The sequence below is a fragment of the Lentzea sp. NPDC102401 genome (assembly GCF_044765805.1).
Lineage (GTDB): Bacteria > Actinomycetota > Actinomycetes > Mycobacteriales > Pseudonocardiaceae > Lentzea > Lentzea sokolovensis.
The window spans coordinates 376,210-393,775 of record NZ_JBIWKS010000001.1; the positions used below are offsets into that span (position 1 = coordinate 376,210).

At 69.8% G+C, this 17,566-nt stretch carries 15 protein-coding genes; 3 read left to right on the forward strand and 12 right to left on the reverse strand.

The window, feature by feature from the left end; translation table 11 throughout:
- Positions 1-8 precede the first annotated feature (8 nt).
- A complete protein-coding gene (locus ACIRG5_RS01815) occupies positions 9-1,013 on the forward strand; it encodes an LLM class flavin-dependent oxidoreductase (protein WP_402898621.1) in 1,005 nt (334 codons plus the stop codon).
- Here the strand turns inward: ACIRG5_RS01815 and ACIRG5_RS01820 are convergent.
- Complete coding sequence (locus ACIRG5_RS01820; RefSeq protein WP_402898624.1) at positions 1,002-2,231, reverse strand: lanthionine synthetase LanC family protein; 1,230 nt, start codon at positions 2,229-2,231, stop codon at positions 1,002-1,004. The two genes, ACIRG5_RS01815 and ACIRG5_RS01820, sit on opposite strands and share 12 nt — an antisense overlap.
- A 70-nt stretch (positions 2,232-2,301) precedes the next feature.
- Here ACIRG5_RS01820 and ACIRG5_RS01825 point away from each other — a divergent pair, with 70 nt between their 5' ends.
- Both ACIRG5_RS01825 and ACIRG5_RS01830 read left to right on the forward strand, forming a co-directional pair.
- A complete protein-coding gene (locus ACIRG5_RS01825; protein ID WP_402898627.1) occupies positions 2,302-3,153 on the forward strand; it encodes a phosphotransferase family protein in 852 nt (283 codons plus the stop codon).
- A gap of 30 nt (positions 3,154-3,183) precedes the next feature.
- Positions 3,184-6,222, forward strand: a complete 3,039-nt coding sequence (locus ACIRG5_RS01830) for a BTAD domain-containing putative transcriptional regulator (protein WP_402898630.1) — start codon at positions 3,184-3,186, stop codon at positions 6,220-6,222.
- Positions 6,223-6,244: 22 nt separating this feature from the next.
- On the opposite strand, the gene ACIRG5_RS01835 is transcribed toward ACIRG5_RS01830, so the two are convergent.
- The 11 genes from ACIRG5_RS01835 to ACIRG5_RS01885 all read right to left on the reverse strand — a co-directional run bounded on the left by ACIRG5_RS01835 (position 6,245) and on the right by ACIRG5_RS01885 (position 17,519).
- The gene (locus ACIRG5_RS01835) at positions 6,245-7,018 is read right to left on the reverse strand and encodes an ABC transporter permease (protein ID WP_402898633.1); all 774 of its coding nucleotides are present in this window, start codon (positions 7,016-7,018) and stop codon (positions 6,245-6,247) included.
- A complete protein-coding gene (locus tag ACIRG5_RS01840; RefSeq protein WP_402898636.1) occupies positions 7,015-7,965 on the reverse strand; it encodes an ATP-binding cassette domain-containing protein in 951 nt (316 codons plus the stop codon). Before ACIRG5_RS01840 ends, ACIRG5_RS01835 begins: the two co-directional genes overlap by 4 nt.
- A gap of 68 nt (positions 7,966-8,033) precedes the next feature.
- Positions 8,034-9,140 (reverse strand): MalY/PatB family protein, encoded by a 1,107-nt coding sequence (locus ACIRG5_RS01845; RefSeq protein ID WP_402898639.1) that lies wholly within the window; start codon positions 9,138-9,140, stop codon positions 8,034-8,036.
- A gap of 15 nt (positions 9,141-9,155) precedes the next feature.
- Positions 9,156-9,599: a winged helix-turn-helix transcriptional regulator gene (locus ACIRG5_RS01850; protein WP_402898642.1), complete on the reverse strand. Its 444-nt coding sequence runs from the start codon at positions 9,597-9,599 to the stop codon at positions 9,156-9,158.
- A complete protein-coding gene (locus ACIRG5_RS01855; RefSeq protein WP_402898645.1) occupies positions 9,596-10,537 on the reverse strand; it encodes an LLM class F420-dependent oxidoreductase in 942 nt (313 codons plus the stop codon). Before ACIRG5_RS01855 ends, ACIRG5_RS01850 begins: the two co-directional genes overlap by 4 nt.
- Complete coding sequence (locus tag ACIRG5_RS01860) at positions 10,534-11,622, reverse strand: acyl-CoA dehydrogenase family protein (RefSeq protein WP_402898648.1); 1,089 nt, start codon at positions 11,620-11,622, stop codon at positions 10,534-10,536. The genes ACIRG5_RS01855 and ACIRG5_RS01860 overlap by 4 nt, the downstream gene beginning before the upstream one ends.
- Positions 11,623-11,741: 119 nt before the next feature.
- Entirely contained in the window at positions 11,742-13,223 is a 1,482-nt protein-coding gene (locus ACIRG5_RS01865) for an alpha/beta hydrolase (RefSeq protein ID WP_402898651.1), read from the reverse strand.
- A gap of 74 nt (positions 13,224-13,297) precedes the next feature.
- A complete protein-coding gene (locus ACIRG5_RS01870) occupies positions 13,298-14,047 on the reverse strand; it encodes a glucose 1-dehydrogenase (protein ID WP_402898654.1) in 750 nt (249 codons plus the stop codon).
- Positions 14,048-15,553 carry an aldehyde dehydrogenase family protein gene (locus ACIRG5_RS01875; RefSeq protein ID WP_402898657.1) on the reverse strand — a complete coding sequence of 502 codons (1,506 nt, stop codon included), beginning with the start codon at positions 15,551-15,553 and terminating at the stop codon, positions 14,048-14,050.
- A gap of 8 nt (positions 15,554-15,561) precedes the next feature.
- The gene (locus ACIRG5_RS01880) at positions 15,562-16,410 is read right to left on the reverse strand and encodes an SDR family NAD(P)-dependent oxidoreductase (RefSeq protein WP_402898660.1); all 849 of its coding nucleotides are present in this window, start codon (positions 16,408-16,410) and stop codon (positions 15,562-15,564) included.
- A 23-nt stretch (positions 16,411-16,433) separates the two neighbouring features.
- The gene (locus tag ACIRG5_RS01885; RefSeq protein ID WP_402898662.1) at positions 16,434-17,519 is read right to left on the reverse strand and encodes a Zn-dependent alcohol dehydrogenase; all 1,086 of its coding nucleotides are present in this window, start codon (positions 17,517-17,519) and stop codon (positions 16,434-16,436) included.
- Positions 17,520-17,566 lie beyond the last annotated feature (47 nt).

Sequence of the window (17,566 nt, forward strand, 5' to 3'; positions counted from 1 at the left end):
AGGGTTCCGTGCCGCGGAAGTCAGAGCCGTTGCGAAAGCTGGGTTTTCTCACGATCGGCCTGTTCGACGAGAAGGACCCGGGAGCGGGCCACCGGTCCACGCTCGACGTCATCGTGCTCGGCGAGGAACTCGGGTTCGACAGCGCGTGGGTGCGGCACCGGCACCTGCAGTTCGGCATCTCGTCGCCGGTCGCGGTCCTGGCCGCCGCCACCCAGCGGACCAGCCGGATCCAGCTCGGCACCGCGGTCATCCCGCTGGGCTGGGAGAACCCGCTGCGGCTCGCCGAGGACCTGGCCACGGTCGACGTGCTGTCCGGCGGCAGGCTGAATCCCGGCATCAGCGTCGGGCCGCCGATGCACTACGACGACGTCAAGCACGCGCTCTACCCGGAGACCGCGGACGTCGAGAACTTCGGCTACGACCGCGTGCAGCGGCTGCTGGACTTCGTGGGCGGCGAGAAGGTGGCGTCGTTCAGCGGTGTCGAGGGCATCGAGGTCTGGTCGGACCGCGTCCAGCCGCACGCCCAGGGCCTGCGCGAACGGATCTGGTACGGCGGCGGCAGCCTGCGCTCGGCGAAGTGGGCGGGTGAGCACGGCATGAACCTGCTGACCAGCAACGTGGCCCAGTCCGAGCAGTCCGAGGACTTCGCCGAGACCCAGCTGTCGCACATCAGGACGTTCCGCGAACATGGCGGCAACCGCGTGTCGCAGGGCCTGGTGGTGATCCCGACCGACTCGGCCACCTCAGAGCAGCGCGCGAAGTACGAGGCCTACGTCGAGGGACGCGCGGCGCGCGCCGGCAGGACGTTCGGCCCGCGCAAGTACATGTTCGAGCGCGACATCATCGGCACATCCGCGGAGATCGCCGAGCAGTTGTACGCGCACCTCGGGTTCCAGGAGGTCGACGAGGTGGCGTTCGCGCTGCCGTTCAGCTTCGACCACGAGGACTACGTGCAGATCCTCACCGACATCGCCACGAAGCTCGGCCCGGAACTGGGCTGGTCACCCGCTTAGCGACCACCAGGTGTCCATGCGGGGCACCGACCTGAGGTCACCCTGTTCCACGCGGCCCGCGTGGAACAGGAACCCGGCGATGCCCGCCGCGCCCTGCATCCAGCCGATGCCGGGCGGCAGCAGCGGGTCGTCGTTGCGGTGCTCGATGAACCTCCAGCACACCCCTGCACCGTCCGGGACAGCGCGCTCCACCACCACGTCGGCCAGGTGGAGCGCGAAGTCCGTGTGCTGTCCCGAGTCGAGCAGCACGTCGCCGACGCCCGCCGTGCCGCAGCACCGGCCGTCGTTGTCCCAGAAACCCGGATACCTCCGTTCGGGCAGGCCGGACACGCGAACGCTGTGCAGGCACCGGCGATGCCAGTCGGCGACGTCCACGCCGGCCACCTCGGTCACTCCCGCGTGCCGCAAAGCCGGCCACAACAACGAGGTGCCGGTCGGGCCGTGGCACCAGCCGTAGCTGAACGGTTGCACGTCCTCGACGCCGGGACAGCGGGTTTTCACCCGGAATCCGCCATCGCTGGTGTCCCCGAGCGACACGAGGTGCTCGGCACCGTCGACGGCCGCCCCGACGAGGTCCGGTCGCGCGAACTCGACACCGGCCAGGACGAACGCGGCGGCGATGCCCGCGACGCCGTGCGAGAAGTTCGGCGAGTGCCAGTCGTTCGTCGTGAAGCGCTGCGGCACCCACCGCCAGTTGGCACCGAACTCCGCCTCCTCCCGTTCGGCCAGCAGCACGTCCGCCGCCACCCGCGCGAGCTCCTCCGCCCCTTCGACGCCGTGCCGGCGAGCCCACACCGCGGTCAGCAGCACGCCCGCCGAGCCCACCACCAGGTCGTGCGCACGAGCGCCGGGCAGGTACTTCTCCGCGTTGTCCAGGAAGTCCTGCGGCCACCCGTCCGGTGTGGACAGTTCCAGCAGCCTGGCGACGGCCGCGTCGGCTCCGGGCGCGCCCAAGGTCGTCAGCACGCTGACCGTGCTGCCCAGCCCGTTGAAGAACGTGATGTCGCTCGTCGTACCGATGCTCGCCTGGACGCGTGCCGCGATGGCGTCGGCCAGCTCCGCTTCGCGCGCCGTCCACTCCCGGCTCAGACGGATCTCCGCCAGCACGTGGGCCAGTCCGCCGATGCCCGCGTACATGCCGTCGCGGAGCCGGAGCTCCAGGTCACCGCCCGGATACTCCGGAATCCACGAGCCGTCGTCGTATCGCACCTGGTCCATGACCCATCGCCAAGCAGCCTCGGCGGTCCCCCAGTACGTCCCCATGCGTTCGATCATTACATTGGCGGAGGTGACGGTGCAGCGAATCCTCACCACCGCCGGGCTCACCGGCGCGACGACGAGCCCGTTGGGCGGCGGCACCTACAACTCGGTGTTCTGCGTGTCGGCGCGTGAGGGCGAGTTCGTGCTGAAGGTGTCGCCGGGCGACCAGCCGGGCCTGGCCTACGAGCGGCACCTCATGCGCACCGAGGCGTTGTTCTGCACGCTCGGTTCCAAGGTCGCACCGGTGCCAGAGGTCGTCTACGCGGACGACACGGCACTCCTGGCGACGTGCCTGCCGGGCCAGCCGGTCTTCGGCCGGTCCGATGTCGACCGCCCACTGCTCCGCCGTCAGCTGGGGCAAGCAGTGAGAGCGCTGCACGAGGTGACCGGGCCCGGCTTCGGCTACCCGCAGCTCGGCCTGTACGAGACGTGGACCGAGGCGTTCTTCGGGATGTTCGACGCGGTGCGAGCCGACGCCGAACGCTATGGCGTGAAACTCCCGACCGCTGATCTGCACCGGCACACCAAGGCGTTCGACGAGGTGCGACGACCGGCGTTGGTGCACTTCGACCTGTGGGACGGCAACGTACTCGCCGATACCGGACTCACCGGACTGGTCGACGGCGAGCGCGCGTTCTGGGGCGATCCGGTCGCGGAGTTCGTGTCGCTCGCCCTGTTCGGGTCCATCGAGGACGACGAGGACCTCCTGCGGGGCTACGGCTTCGAGTTCACCGGCTCCTCACGCCTGCGGCTGGCCGCCTACCAGGCCTATCTCTACTCGATCATGCTGGTGGAACGGGTGCCGCGCGGCAGCACCGACGAGGCGATGGAGAGCATGATCACCGGTGCGCTGACCCGCGCACTCGGCGTTCTCGCCTGATCGCCGCCGACGATCTGGGAAGCTGGACCTGTGCGTGTGGCATTGCTGGGGCCGACGAGTGTCGAGGCCGAGGACGGCACACCGGTCGACATCGGTGGTGCCCGCGTTCGCATGCTCGTGGCCCGCCTCGCGCTCGACCCCGGCCGTGCCGTGCCGACGACGACGCTGATCGACGACCTGTGGGGCGAGCAGCCGCCCGCCGACGCCGTGAACGCCCTGCAGTCGCTCGTGTCGAGGCTGCGCAAGGTCTGTCCCGTCGCGCTGGAGCCGGGCGGGTACCGGCTGGGCGTCGCGACCGAGGACGTCGACGTCTTCCGGTTCGAACGGCTGCGCGCCGCCGGACGGCTGGACGAGGCGCTCGGGCTGTGGCGTGGTGAGGCGCTGGCCGACGTGCGGGACGCGCCGTTCGCCGCTCCCACCGCCGCTCGTCTCGAAGAAGCACGCCTCTCCGCCGAGGAGGACAGGTTCAGGACCGGTGAGCTGGACGTCGCCGCGCTGACGGCGATGCACGAGAAGCATCCGTTGCGGGAACGGCTGGCCGGGCTGCTGATGCGGGCGTTGTGCGCGCAGGGCAGGCAGTCCGACGCGCTGCACGTCTACGCGGAGGTCCGCGACCGGCTCGCCGACGAACTGGGTGTCGATCCGTCCCAGGAACTGCAGGACGTTCATCTCGCGGCACTGCGCGGCGAACTCGGGCCGCGGGCCGTCGTCGACCGGTTGCCGGTGCGGCTCACCAGTTTCGTCGGGCGCGACGACGAACTCGCGGAGATCGCCGGGCTGCTCGGCCAGTCCCGGCTGGTGACGCTGGTCGGGCCCGGCGGTGCGGGCAAGACGCGGCTCGCCACCGAGGTCGCGGCGCGGCATCCGTTGCACGGCAAGGGACGCGTGTGGTTCGCGGCACTGGCGGGCGTGCGGGCGGCGGAGGACCTGGCCGGTGCGGTGCTCGGCGCGTTCGAACTGAGCTTCGTCGCCGATCCGATGCGGCGGGCGAGCGAGAGCATGAGCCGGATCGCCGAGGTGCTCGGCGCGGGCGAGTCGGTGCTGGTGCTGGACAACTGCGAGCACCTCATCGGCGCGGCCGCCGAGTTCACCACCGACCTGCTGCGCCGGGTGCCGAACCTGCGAATCCTCGCGACCAGCAGAGAACCTCTCGCGATCGACGGCGAGTCGCTGTGCCCGATCGGCCCGCTCGCGGTGCCCGACGGGCAGGTGGACGTGTCCGGGTTCGGCGCGGTGCGGTTGTTCCTGGACCGAGCGAACGCGGTGCGGCCGGGGTTCGCGCTCGACGAGTCCACTGTGGACGACGTGCGGCTGATCTGCCGCAGGCTCGACGGCATGCCGCTCGCACTCGAACTGGCCGCCGCCCGGCTGCGGTCCATGACGATCCGGCAGATCACCCAGCGCCTGGACGACCGGTTCCGGCTGCTCACCTCGGGCAGCCGCACGGCGTTGCCCCGCCAGCGCACGCTGCGCGCGGTCGTCGAGTGGAGCTGGGACCTGCTGACCGAGGAGGAGCTCCGGCTCGCCAGGAGGCTCGCGGTGTTCCCCGCGGGAGCGGGCCTCGACGCGATCGAGGAGGTCTGCCTGCCGGACGCGCTCTACGTGCTCACGTCACTGGTCGAGAAGTCCATTGTGGACGTGATCGAGCTCGACGGCGAGGCGCGGTACCGGATGCTGGAGACGATCCGGGTCTACGCGGCCGAGCAGCTCGACGCGTCCGGGGAGAAACGCGAGTTCGTGAACCGCTTCCGGCACTACTACCGGGAGCTGACCGACAGGTGGGAGCCGCTCACCCGCACGGCCAGGCAGATCGAGGCGATCAAGGTCTACGAGACCGAACAGGACAGCATCGTGGCCGCGTTGCGCGGCGCGCTCGACGACCGGGACGCCGGACTGGCGGCGGACCTGCTCAGCGGCGTGTTCTGGTACTGGCTGATCAAGGGCGACAACGAACGCGCGGAGACCTCGGTGCGCGACCTGCTCACGCTCGGCGACGAACTGCCCGCCGACATCCTCGCCACGTTCCGGGCGATGCAGCTGATCATGGCCGCCGTTCCCGGCCTGCCGGACTCGAACGACACCGTGCAGGTCATCGAGGACTGCGTGAACACCGGCGCCACCCAGAAGTACCCGTCGCTCGCGATCGCACTGCCCATGCTCGCGTTCCTGAGCCAGAACCGCGAACTGGCCCGGCGGGAGGTCGCGCGTGCGGCGGCGAGCGAGTACCCGTGGGCACGGGCGGCGGCGGACTGGGCGCTGAGCTTCATCCTGTCCGACGAGGGCGATCTCGACGGCGCCGAACTGGCCCGCGACCGCGCGTACGACCAGTTCGTGGCCGTCGGCGACCGGTGGGGCTCGGCGATGACGCTCGGCATGAAGGCCGCGTTCGTCTCGCACACCGGCGACAACCTGGCGGCGATCGCGCTGTACCAACGGGGTCTGGACGCGGCGCAGGAACTGGGCTCCCTGGACGACTCCGTCCAGCAGCGGTGGCGGCTCGCGGTCGAGTACGCCCGGCTGGGCGATCACGCCGCCGCCGAGCGCGAGGTGGTCGAGGCGGAGCGGTACGTCCAGAACATCGGCAACGACCAGATGGCCATGATGATCGGCTACGCGCGGGCGGAGGTCGTGCTGCGCGCCGGCAAGATCGCGCAGGCACGGGATCTCAGCTCCCGGTTCAAGGAGTCGGCCACGTCCTCGTCCGTGCTCGGCTCGTTCGTGGCGGAGTGGGCGGCGATGCTGGACGCCCGCATCGCGATCGCCGACGGCACACCTGACGAAGCCGAGGCACGCATCGTCGTGGCGGTCAAGACGACGTCCGAACGCGGCGACATGCCGGACCTGTCGACGGCGACCGAGCTGCTCGCCCTGGTCAGGCACGCGCAGGGCCGCACCGACGCCGCAGCCGAGCTGCTCGCGCTCGCCCAGCTCCTCCGCGGCCGTCTCGACCTGGGCGACCCCGACGTGCGCCGGCTGGTCGCGGAGCTCGGCGAACCGGAACGGCTCACGATCATTAAGGCCGAGGCACTGCAACGGATACGCGAAGAGGCGGGCATCAGCGAAAGCTGACGCCCGCCCCGTTTCCGAGACGTCACACGCGCTTGCGGTAGGCCCACATCGCCAGCGGGAAGAACACCGCGACCGCGCCGGCCATCCAGATCAGCGATCCGGTGAGCGGCCCGGCGATCGCGCCGCCGTTGAGCAGCCCGCGCAGCGCGTCCGAGAGCATGCTGACGGGGCTGATGTCCGCCCACGCCTTGAGCCAGCCCGGCATCGTCGAGGTGCCGACGAACACGTTGCTGCCGAACGTCAGCGGCATGATCAGCACTATCATGATGCCCTGCACCGCCTGCGGGGTCTTGAGCAGCATGCCCACGAACACCGCCGCCCAGCAGAAGCACAGTCCGAACGCGATCGCGAGCCCCGACGCGATCAGCAGCTCAGCCGGTCCGGTCTGCACCCGGTAGCCCATGATCGTCGCGACGACCATCAGCACGACGATGCAGACGACGTAGCGCACGATGTCCGCGAGCACAGCCCCCACCAACGGCGCCGAGCGCGCGATCGGCATGGAGCGGAACCTGTCGAACACGCCCTTGGAGACGTCCGTGTTCATCTGCACGCCCGCCGTCATGCTGGACTGCAGGATGACCATCACCATGATGCCCGGCACGAGCATCTGCAGGTAGGCGTCCGTGTTGCCGGCGAGCGCACCACCGAACAGGTAGGTGAACATCACCAGGAAGATGATCGGGGCGATCGTCACGTCCGCCAGCTGCTCGGGGTTCTTGCGGATCTTGAGGATTCCCCGCCAGGCCAGCGCGAAGCCGTGGCGCACACTCCTGTCCAACGTGATCGTGCTCATACCAGGCTCCCTTCGTTCTGCTTGCCGGTGAGTGCGAGGAACACCTCGTCGAGCGACGGCAGCCGCAACGCCAGTTCGTCGGCGGTGATACCGGCGTCGTCGAGCTTGCGGACCAAAGTGGACAGCAGCACCGGGTCGCCCACCGGCGCCGTCAGCAGTCCCGTGTCGTCGTCGCGGGTCGGCCGGACCCCCGTCAGGTCACCGAGAATCCGGTACACCGCGTCGAGATCGCGCAACGACGTCGGCCGCACCTGCAGCGTCTGCCCGCCCACGCGCCGCTTGAGCTCGTCCGGCCTGCCCTCGGCCACGACCTTGCCGTGGTCGAACACCGTGATCGAGTCCGCGAGCTGGTCGGCCTCCTCCAGGTACTGCGTGGTGAGCAGAACCGTCACACCGTTCGCGACGAGCTTGCGCACCACCGCCCACACCTCGTTGCGGGCGTGCGGGTCCAGCCCGGTGGTCGGCTCGTCCAGGTACAGCACGGACGGGTTGCCGACCAGGCTGGCCGCGAGGTCGAGCCGCCGGCGCATACCTCCCGAGTACGTCTTGGCGGCCCTCCCCGCGGCGTCGGTGAGCTCGAACTGCTCCAGCAGCTCCGCGGCCTTCGCCCGTGCCCCCGCACGGGAGAAGTCGAGCAGCCGGGCCAGCAGCACGAGGTTCTCTCGACCGGAGAGGTCCTCGTCCACCGACGCGTACTGCCCGGTCAGTCCGATCAGCGACCGGACCGCCCTCGGGTCCTTCAGCACGTCGTGCCCGTGCACGGTGGCGTGCCCCGCGTCCGGGCGCAGCAACGTCGCCAGCACCCGCACCGCCGTGGTCTTGCCCGCGCCGTTCGGCCCGAGCACACCCACGACCTTCCCCTCAGGCACCTCGAGGTCGACGCCGTCCAGCGCTTTCGTCTCCCCGTAGTGCTTGACCAGGCCTTCTGCCCTGATCGCCAGCGCCATCGTTGGTCCCTCCCTGTGTCGGGAGGAACTGTGCGCCGCCGCGCTGGCAGAGCGCTGGCAGCCCGCTGTCAGCGGCTGGCAGACATCCGGCGCACGGCTTCGGTGATGATCTCGGGCGAGGTGCCGATGTTGAACCTGACGTGACCGGCGCCGCCGCTGCCGAACTCCGTGCCCGACATCAGCGCGACCTTGCCGCGGTCGACGAAGTACGTGGCGGGGTCGTCGCTGATGGCCCGGCAGTCGAGCCAGGCCAGGAACGTCGCTTCGGAGGGTTCGTAGCCGATCTCGGGCAGGTGCTCGGTGAGCAGGTCCTTGAGGAGTTTCCGGTTCTCGTCGAGGCCCGCCAGCAGGGCGTCCAGCCACTCGCCGCCCTCGCGGAACGCGGCGGCGTGCGCGATCGTGCCGAAGTGGCTCGGGCCGTGACTGACCTCTTCCGGCAGCCGGTCGAGTTCGTCGGTGTTGGAGAGCGCGACCGCCGCGCGCATGGCCGCCAGGTTCCAGCCCTTCGAGGCGGACATGAGCGACATGCCGTTCGGGTCCACGCTCAGGTAGGGCACGAACGTGGTGCTCAAGGGCGCGTGGATCTCGTCGGCGATCACGCGGACGCCGTACCGCGCGGCCAGCACGGCGAGGCCGGTGAGTTCCTGTTCGGTGTGGACGGTGCCGGTCGGGTTGTGCGGGCTGCACAGCAGGTACACCGGGTGGTCGGCTTTGACGTGCCGGAACGTCCGTTCGATCACGTCGAGGTCCAGGCGTGCGTTCGTCAGCGGTGCCTCGACGACCGCGCGGCCCATGCTCCTCACGAACTGGAAGAACGGCGGGTACACCGGCGGGCTGACGATCACCGGATCGCCGGGCCCGGACACGAGCTTGATCAGCTCGACGATGCCGAGCATCACGTCCGACACGAGCGCCGTGCGTTCGATCGCGATCCCGTCCCAGCCCCAGCGTCGTTCCGAGAACGCCTTCAGCGCCTCCTGGTACTCGGTGCCCGCCGGGTAGCCGGTGTCACCGAGGTCCAGGGCTTCGACGATCGCCTGCCTGATCGGCTCAGCCGGTTCGACGTCCATCTCGGCCACCCACAGCGGCAGCACGTCGTCCGGGTAGCGTTGCCACTTCACGCTCTTGCGCTGCCGCAACCGATCGAGAGACACCTGTGCCAGCGGGTTCAGCATGTGTCCCAACGTAGGTCACCCGGGATGTGCCGTCACGTTGTGCGCGGTGATCTCCTCGCCGCAGCACCGGCACGCGAGGAACGCGTCGGCCGGGTTCCCGCAGGCGCTGTGCTCCAGCACGATCGGCGGTCCGTCCGGGTCAGGCACGTGCCGGTCGCCCCACTTCATGAGGATCACGATGGCGGGGAACAGCTCCAGCCCCGCCTCGGTGAGCCGGTACTCCTCGCGGTCCTCCGCGTACGGCACACGCTGGAGCAGCCCGGCCTCGACCAACGTCTTCAGCCGCGCGGACAGCGTGGGCCGCGGCACGGTGAGGTTGCGGACGAACTGCCCGTACCTGCGGACGCCGAAGAACGCCTCGCGCAGGATCAGCAGCGTCCACTTCTCCCCCACCAGATCGAGCGCCCGCCCGACGGATTCACTGCGGAACCGGCGGTCGAGGGCGTCGGAGTCGATCATCGGCGTCCCTTCGTCAGCAGTGGGGAGAGCGTGGTCAGCAGCCCGTGGCCCGCTGGATCCTCTGCCGTCGCCGGAACCAGGCCGACGTGCTCGGCGCCCGCGTCGAAGTACTCGTCGACTCGGTCGGCGATGTCCTGGGCCGAGCCGATCGCGGCCACCGCCTCGATGAGGTCCGCGGGGATGGCCTGGGCCAGTTCGGCACGCGGCCTGCCGGCTCTGGCCTGCTCGACCAGGGTGCCGTGGCCGAGGGCGGTGAACATCTCGCCGTAGCCGGGCGGGGACAGGTAGACGGAGAGCTGGGCGCGGAGTTGGTGGAGGGTGGCCGGACCGGGGTCGAGGGCGGCGGGGATCCAGACGGCCAGGGGCGGCGGAACACTCGCCAACGCCATGAACTGTTTCTTCGCATTGGCGACGTGGTCGGCGCTCACCAGGTTGAGCACCACCTCGTCCGCCACCGCCGCTGCCACCCGGGTCATGGCGGGTCCGAACGCCGCCACCGAGATCGGCGTGCCAGGAACCGGTTGCCGCAACCGAAAGCCGGCCACCCGGTTCCCGTCCAGGATCGCCCGCGTGTCCCGGACGGTCTCGCGCATCCGCCGCACCGGTTCCCAGTCCCGGCCGTGCCACTCGGTCACGATCCGCGGACTCGAAGCCCCCAGCGCCAGCCCTGCCCGCCGCCCGGTCGTCGCGACCACAGTGGACAGTCCCAGCGCCAGTGCCACCGGACTCCGCACGCCGACCGCGAGAGGCCCGATCTTCAGCGAGATGTTCGACGTTCGCAGCCCTGCGGCCGTGGCCAGGGCGAACGCGTCGAACGTCGCCATCTCCCCGATCCACAACGTCCCGAACCCGGCCTCATCGGCGGCGACGGCGATGTCCAACGCCTCGGCGGGCGGCCGGTCGAGCCAGAACGGCGTCACCACCCCGACCGACGTCACAGCTGCTCCGTCCGCGCGGGCACGCCGAGCAGCACCTTGCCCGGCAGCTCGAAGGACGCGGCGTTGACCTGGAAGTGCGCGGAAGCCGTGTGCGCGTCCCGGAACCGCCGCTGGATCGGCGCCCCGTCGTAGATCGCGCCCCCACCGGCCAGGTCGTACAGCGAGGAGACGACCTCACGAGCGGTCCGGGTCGCGTGCGTGGCTGCCAGCCGCACACCAGCCCGAGCCTCGACCGGCACCGGCTCACTCCCCTGTGCCGCCTCCCAGGCCTCGGACACCGCTTCGTAGAAGAACGCCCGAGCGGCCCTCAGCGACGCCGAGGCCGAGGCCACCGCGGCCTGGGTCGATCCCCGTTCGGCCAAGGTGCGGCTGGACCCGAGCGGCTTGCGGCCGGCCAGCGCCACGAAGTCGTCCAGTGCGCCGAAAGCGTTGCCCAGAGCCGCGACCGCGACCGACGACGCGAAGAACCCGAACACCGGGAAGCGATACAGCGCACCGTCCCGCAGCGGTCCATCCAGAACGGACAGAATCCGGGAGCCGGGCACGAACACGTCCTGTGCCACGCAGTCGTGGCTTCCGGTACCGCGCAACCCTGTGGTGTGCCAGGTGTCGAGCACCTCCAGCGACGTCTTGGGCAGCGCCGCGACCTTCAGCGCGCCGTCGTGCACGAACCCGGCGAACAACCAGTCGGCATGCCCGATCCCGGAACAGAACGACCACTGCCCCGACACCACTACGCCACCGTCGGCCGTGACGCCGCGTCCCTTCGGCGCCCACACCCCGGCGGCGACCGACCGGACGTCCCCGAACACCTCCTCGGCGCCCGATTCCGGCAGGTACGCCGCCAGCAGACCGGAGGTCGCCGCGATCGACACGCACCAGCCGGCGGAAGCGTCACCGCGGGCGATGGACTCGGCGACGGCCAGCGTCTCGGCCGGCGCGAGCTCCGCCCCGCCGAGCGTGCGCGGGACGCCGAGCCGGAAGAGTCCCTGCTCGCGGATCGCTTCCGCCAGTTCAGGAGCGAGCGCGCGGGCCGCCTCGGTCCTGGGCGCGAGTTCGCGGGCGAGGTCGGCGACAGCCTGCACAGCGCCTCCTGGTTCAGAATTCTTACCGGTTCAGTTTCGTTACCGTAGCCACGCTCCAGCGGGCAAAGCAAGAGGGGCCCCACCCGGCAACAGGTGAGGCCCCTCCGTCAGCAACGAACTCAGGCGAACGGCGACCTGTCGATGCCGCACGTCTTCTGAGCAGGCAGCACGCCGGTGAAGAGGTACTCCCGCTTCACCTTCTCCGCGCACGCGCTGCGCACGTACATGGAGGTGTGCCCGTATCCCTCGACGGTCAGGAACCCGGTGCGGGCCATCTCCGCCGCGCCGTCCCGGGCACCGTGCAGCGGCGTCGACGGGTCGAACCTGCTGTTGATGAACAGGATCGGCGCCGCCGTCCTGCGGTTCCACGGACCGGTGTAGCGGTCGTCGTCACGGCCCTGCCAGAACGCGCAGGCCATCATGTCGAACACCACCGCACGGCCCCAGTACGGAACGCGCTCGTCCTCGCTCTTGCCGTACTTCGAGTACACCGCCGGGTCGCGCGGGAAGTCGCTGTCCGAGCACTGCACGGCGTTGAACCCCTCGAACCGGTTCGTGACGTAGTCGGCCGACGCCGTCAGCGAGGCCGGCGCCTCCCAGACCCCCTGCAGCACACGAGCCGTGTCCTGCCAGGTGTCCGGCTGCGCCAGCGCGTCCCACACGAGACTGATCAGCGAAACGCGGTCGAAGCGGCCGTCCGGCGTGGTCACCGGAGACGCCGTCACCTTCGCGACGAGGTCCGCCCACTTCTGCTTGAGGTCACCGCCCGCGAACGCGCACTGGGCACCGGGAGCGGCGCACAGCCGCAGGAACTGGTCGAACGTCTCGGCGACACCGCGCGGCACGTCCTGGCGGGTGTCCAGCGGGACGGTCGTGCCCTGGTCACCGTGCCCGGTGGCGTTGCCGACGAAGTCGAGCGAGCCGTCGAACGCGAGCGCGCGAACCTTGTCCGGGAACATGTTCGCGTAGATCGCGCCGAGGTGCGTGCCGTACGAGATGCCGTGGTACGTCAGCTTCTTGTCCCCCACCGCCTTGCGCAGCAGGTCGAGATCGCGGGCCGTGTTCGCGGACGAGACGTGGTCCAGCAGGTCGCCGGACTTCTCCTCGCAGCGCCGGACGAACTCGCGGTAGCTGTCGTAGAAGGCGGGTTCCTCCGCCGCGGTGTCCGGATACACCGGGATGGAGTTGAGGAAGGACTGCTGCTCCTCGACGCTGTCGAAGCAGCGCACGGTCGCCGAACGGCCGATGCCGCGCGGATCCCACGACACCACGTCGAACCGCGCACGCAGCTCAGGCGAGAACAGCCACTCCCACTTGCTGCGACCCCGCAGTCTGTCCACACCGGACGCTCCGGGTCCGCCGAAGTTCACGAACAGCGAGCCGATCCGCTTCGACGGATCGGTGGCGGGCAGCCTGATCAGCGCCAGGTCGATCTTCGAGCCGGACGGCTCGTCGTAGTCCAGCGGGACCTTCGCGGTCGAGCACTGGAACCCGTCCTGACAGTCCTGCCACGACAGCACGGGCGTCTGCGCCTCTTCGGCGGCGAGCGCGACCGGCGCCAGTCCGACGAGCAGCGCGGCCGTCAACAGTAGTGATTTCACATGGAGCTCCCCAGGTTCGACCTCTCGGTCATGAAGACGCCATGGAGATCAACCGGGTTGCTTGCCGGCAGGAGTCAGCCGCTCAGCGCGTGCGTCGCTGTCGCCCCTCCGTCCACCACGAACTCCCCGCCCGTGCAGTACGCGCTGTCGTCACTGGCCAGGAACAGCACGACGTTCGCGACGTCCTCCGGCTGCCCGATCCGGCGCAGCGCGAGCTTCTTGCCGATCGGCGACACGTCGATCGGCCTGCCCAGGGCCTCGCTGACCATCGGGGTGTCGATGGCGCCGGGATGCACGGAGTTCACGCGGATCCCGTGCTGCCCCAGCTCCATCGCGGCGACCTTGGTCATGCCCCGGATCGCGAACTTGGACGCCGTGTACGCCACCAGATACGGCATACCGCCCAGCCCTTCGACCGACGACACGTTCACGATCGACCCGCCGCCCGCGGCCCGCATCGACGGGACGATCGTGCGCATGCCGAGGAACGTCCCGACCTGGTTGATGCCGATCACCCGCTGGTAGTCGGCGAGCTTCGTCTCGGCCAAAGCGGAGAAGTGCAGGATTCCGGCGTTGTTCACGAGAACCGTGATGTCGCCGAACGTCTGCACGGTGAACGCGACGGCCTCGGCCCACTCGTCCTCCGACGACACGTCTAGGTGGCAGTACTCGGCACCGATTTCAGCGCTGAGTTCCTTGCCCTGGTCGTCGAGGACGTCGGTGATCATCACCCGCGCGCCCTCGGCGACGAACCGGCGTGCCGCGGCCGCGCCCTGCCCCCGGGCCGCGCCGGTGATCAGGGCGACCTTTCCGTCCAGCCGCATCTACATCATCTCGTCGGTCAGCGGCATCATCACGGTCTTGAGCTCGGTGTAGGCCTCGTAGGCGCTCTGCCCGCCCTCCCTGCCGAGGCCCGACTGCTTGTAGCCGCCGAACGGGAGGTGCGGTTCGAGCTGGAACCCGTTGATGCCGACCATTCCGACGCGCAGCGCCTTCGAGACGCGGAACGCGCGGCGCACGTCGTTGGTGTAGACGCCGGCGCCCAGGCCGTACTCGGTGTCGTTCGCGATGCGGATGGCCTCTGCTTCGTCGTCGAACGGAACGACGGTCAGCACCGGGCCGAAGATCTCGTCACGGGCGATCGCCATGTCGTTGCTGGCGTCGGCGAAAATCGTCGGCGCGACGAAGTTTCCGGACGCGTAGTCGCCGTCGAGCCGGGTGCCGCCGGTGACGAGCCTGGCACCCTCCTCCTGACCGCGCTCGATGTAGCCGAGCACGCGTTCGAGTTGCTTGCCGTTGATCAGCGGGCTTGCCAGCACGGCCGGGTCGAACGGGTCGCCGAACGTCACCGCGCCCGCGAGCATCTGCGCCATCGAGATGAACTCTTCCTGCGCGTCCCGTTGCACCAACGCCCGCGTGTGCGCGACGCACGCCTGCCCGGACAGGCCCATGGTGACCATGCCCATGCATGTCATCGCGGCCAGGCCGACGTTCGGGGCGTCCGCGAACACGATCGCCGGCGACTTCCCGCCCAGTTCCAGGGACACGCGCTTCATCGTGCCGGCCGAGGCCTCGACGATCCGGCGGCCGACCGTCCGGCTGCCGGTGAAGCTGATCTTGTCGACGCCGGGGTGGGTGATCAGCGACTCGCCGGTCGGGTTGCCGGGGCCGGTGACGAGGTTGATCACGCCTTCCGGCAGGCCCGCCTCGATCAGCAGCTCGACCATCCGGATCACGCAGAACGACGCGTACTCCGACGGCTTCACCACGACCGTGCAGCCCGCGGCCAGTGCCGGCGCGAGTTTCTGGGCGAAGAGCACGAACGGCGCGTTCCACGGCAGGATCGCCGCGACGACGCCGACCGGTTCGCGGAACGTCATCGCGAGGTGGTCGCCGCCCTGGTACGGCGGCAAGGTCTGGCCGCCGACCTTGTCGATCCAGCCCGCGTGGTGGTCGAAGATGTCCGCCGCGATGCCGACCGAGGTGGCGTAGATCTGGCCGAACGACAGCGGCACGCCGTTGTCCAGCGCCTGCAGGCCGCGCAGCTCGTCCGCGTGCTCGCGCAGCAGGTCGCTGTACCGGCGCAGGATCTTGATCCGCTCGCCGGCCCGGCTGCGGGGCCAGGGTCCCTCGTCGAACGCCTTGCGGGCCGCGAGCACCGCCGCGTCCACGTCCTTGGCCGACGCGACGGCGAAGCTGCCGATCTCCTCGCCGGTGGCGGGGTGGTGGTGGGTCCAGGTCTCGTCCGCCTCGCGGAACTCGCCTCCGATGAGGAGCCGGCCGTCCTTGAGGCCCAGCGTCTCGCGATGCGGTTGGACGGTGAGCGGCACAGCTCCTCCTACAGGTCCATCGTTTCCGTGCAGGCGAAAGTCCTTTGTGGATCGCGATCGGCGAAGTAGCCGTCGAGATCGGTGAACGCGCCGAACTTCTGTTCGACGGTCGGTGGTGCCATCAGCGCGACCATGCCGCCGTGCACGACGAAGACCTGTCCGTTGATCTTGTCTCCGGACGGACCGGACAGGTGCGCGACGAACTTCGCGACGTGCTCCGGCGCGAGCGAGTCGTCGCCCTCTGGTGCGTCGCCGAACACGTGCGCCGTCATCTGGGTGCGGGCGCGTGGGCAGATCGCGTTGGCGCGCACGCCGTAACGGCTCGTGCCACGAGCGGTCGCCACGGTCAGCGCCGCGATTCCCGCCTTGGCCGCCGCGTAGTTGGCCTGGCCTTCGGAACCGAGCAGGAAAGCCTCCGAGGAGGTGTTGACGATCCTGGCGTAGACCGGTTCGCCCGCCGCCTTCGACTGCTGCTTCCACAGCGAGACGGCGTTGCGCGACAACAGGAAGTGCCCGCGCAGGTGCACCCGTACGACCAGGTCCCACTCCTCGTCGGACATGTTGAACAGCATCCGGTCGCGCAGCACGCCCGCGTTGTTCACGAGGACGTGCAGCCCGCCGAACTGCTCCATCGCGGCGGTGACGAGGGCGTCGGCGGTGCTCCGCTCGCCCACATCACCTTCGACCACGACGCATTTCGCGCCCAGCTCCTCGATCTCGGCCGCAGCGGCGTCGGCCGATCCCGGCAGGTCGTTGAGCACGATCGACGCACCGGCTCTCGCGAGCTCCAGCGCTTCCGCGCGGCCGAGCCCGGCACCGGCGCCGGTGACCACGGCGACCTTCCCCGCAAGGTCCACAAGAGACTCCCAGAAGAGATGTGTCAGTCGAAGAGAACGACCTGCCGGATCAGGGATCCTCCGCCACGCAGGGCCTGCAGGCCCTCGTTCACGTCTTCGAGCCGGATCCGCTTGCTGATCATGCTTTCGAGATCGAGCCGGCCCTGCCGCCACAGCGCGATCATGCGCGGGATGTCCCGGCGGAAGTTCGCCGTCCCGTAGAACGATCCGTGCAGGGTCTTGTCGTGCAGGAAGAGTTCCTGGGCGCTGAACGACACCATCGCGTCCGCCCGCCCCGCGCCGACGACGACCGTGTGGCCACCGCGGCGGGTCAGGTCCCACGCCTGGCGGATGGTCGCGGGCAGGCCGACGACGTCGAACACGTAGTCGAAACCCATGCCGAAGTTGAGCTGGTTGTTCAGGTCCGCGACGCCGTCGGGCGTAGTGGCGTGCGTGGCACCGAACTTCTGCGCCACCTCGTGCTTCTCCAGCACCGGGTCGACCGCGACGATCCGCGTGGCGGCGGCGAGCCGCGCGCCCTGGATCACCGCGACACCGACACCACCGCAGCCGATCACGGCAACGCTGGAGCCCGGTTCGACCTTCGCGGTGTTGAGCACGGCACCGACACCGGTCAGGATTCCGCACGACAGCAGCGCGGCGATCTCCCACGGCACGTCGTCGTCGATCTTCACCGCGGCGTCGGCGGGCACGACCATCTCCTCGGCGAACGCGCCGAGTCCCGCGTATCCGAAGGCCGGGTTGCCCCCGACGACGAACCTCGGTGACGTGAACGCCGAAATGGTGTGCACGAGGCACAGATGCGATTGGCCCGTGACGCACTGGGCGCACTTCCCGCACGGCGGCACGAAAGTGATCGCCACGTGGTCGCCGACCGCGAGCGACGTCACGGCGCTCCCGATCTCCGCGATCTCGCCGGCACCCTCGTGCCCGACGACGCCGGGGGTCAGCGCGGGCAGCGTTCCGTCCATTGCGGACAGATCACTGTGGCACACCCCGCACGCCTTGATCTTGATGCGGATCTCCTGCGGTCCCACCGGGGCGGTGGTCACGTCGTCGCGGAGCTCGAGCTTGTCGTCGCCTACCTGGTTGAGCACGGCAGCCTTCACCGGTATCACTCCTCGCTGAGCTCACACGGTCGAACTACCCGTCGCAC

Bases quoted from the DNA above. Each gene is read 5' to 3' on its own strand.
- ACIRG5_RS01835 (WP_402898633.1), bottom strand. From the start codon at position 7,018: ATGAGCACGATCACGTTGGACAGGAGTGTGCGCCACGGCTTCGCGCTG.
- ACIRG5_RS01870 (WP_402898654.1), bottom strand. From the start codon at position 14,047: ATGCGGCTGGACGGAAAGGTCGCCCTGATCACCGGCGCGGCCCGGGGG.
- ACIRG5_RS01820 (WP_402898624.1), bottom strand. From the start codon at position 2,231: ATGGACCAGGTGCGATACGACGACGGCTCGTGGATTCCGGAGTATCCG.
- ACIRG5_RS01850 (WP_402898642.1), bottom strand. From the start codon at position 9,599: ATGATCGACTCCGACGCCCTCGACCGCCGGTTCCGCAGTGAATCCGTC.
- ACIRG5_RS01845 (WP_402898639.1), bottom strand. From the start codon at position 9,140: ATGCTGAACCCGCTGGCACAGGTGTCTCTCGATCGGTTGCGGCAGCGC.
- ACIRG5_RS01840 (WP_402898636.1), bottom strand. From the start codon at position 7,965: ATGGCGCTGGCGATCAGGGCAGAAGGCCTGGTCAAGCACTACGGGGAG.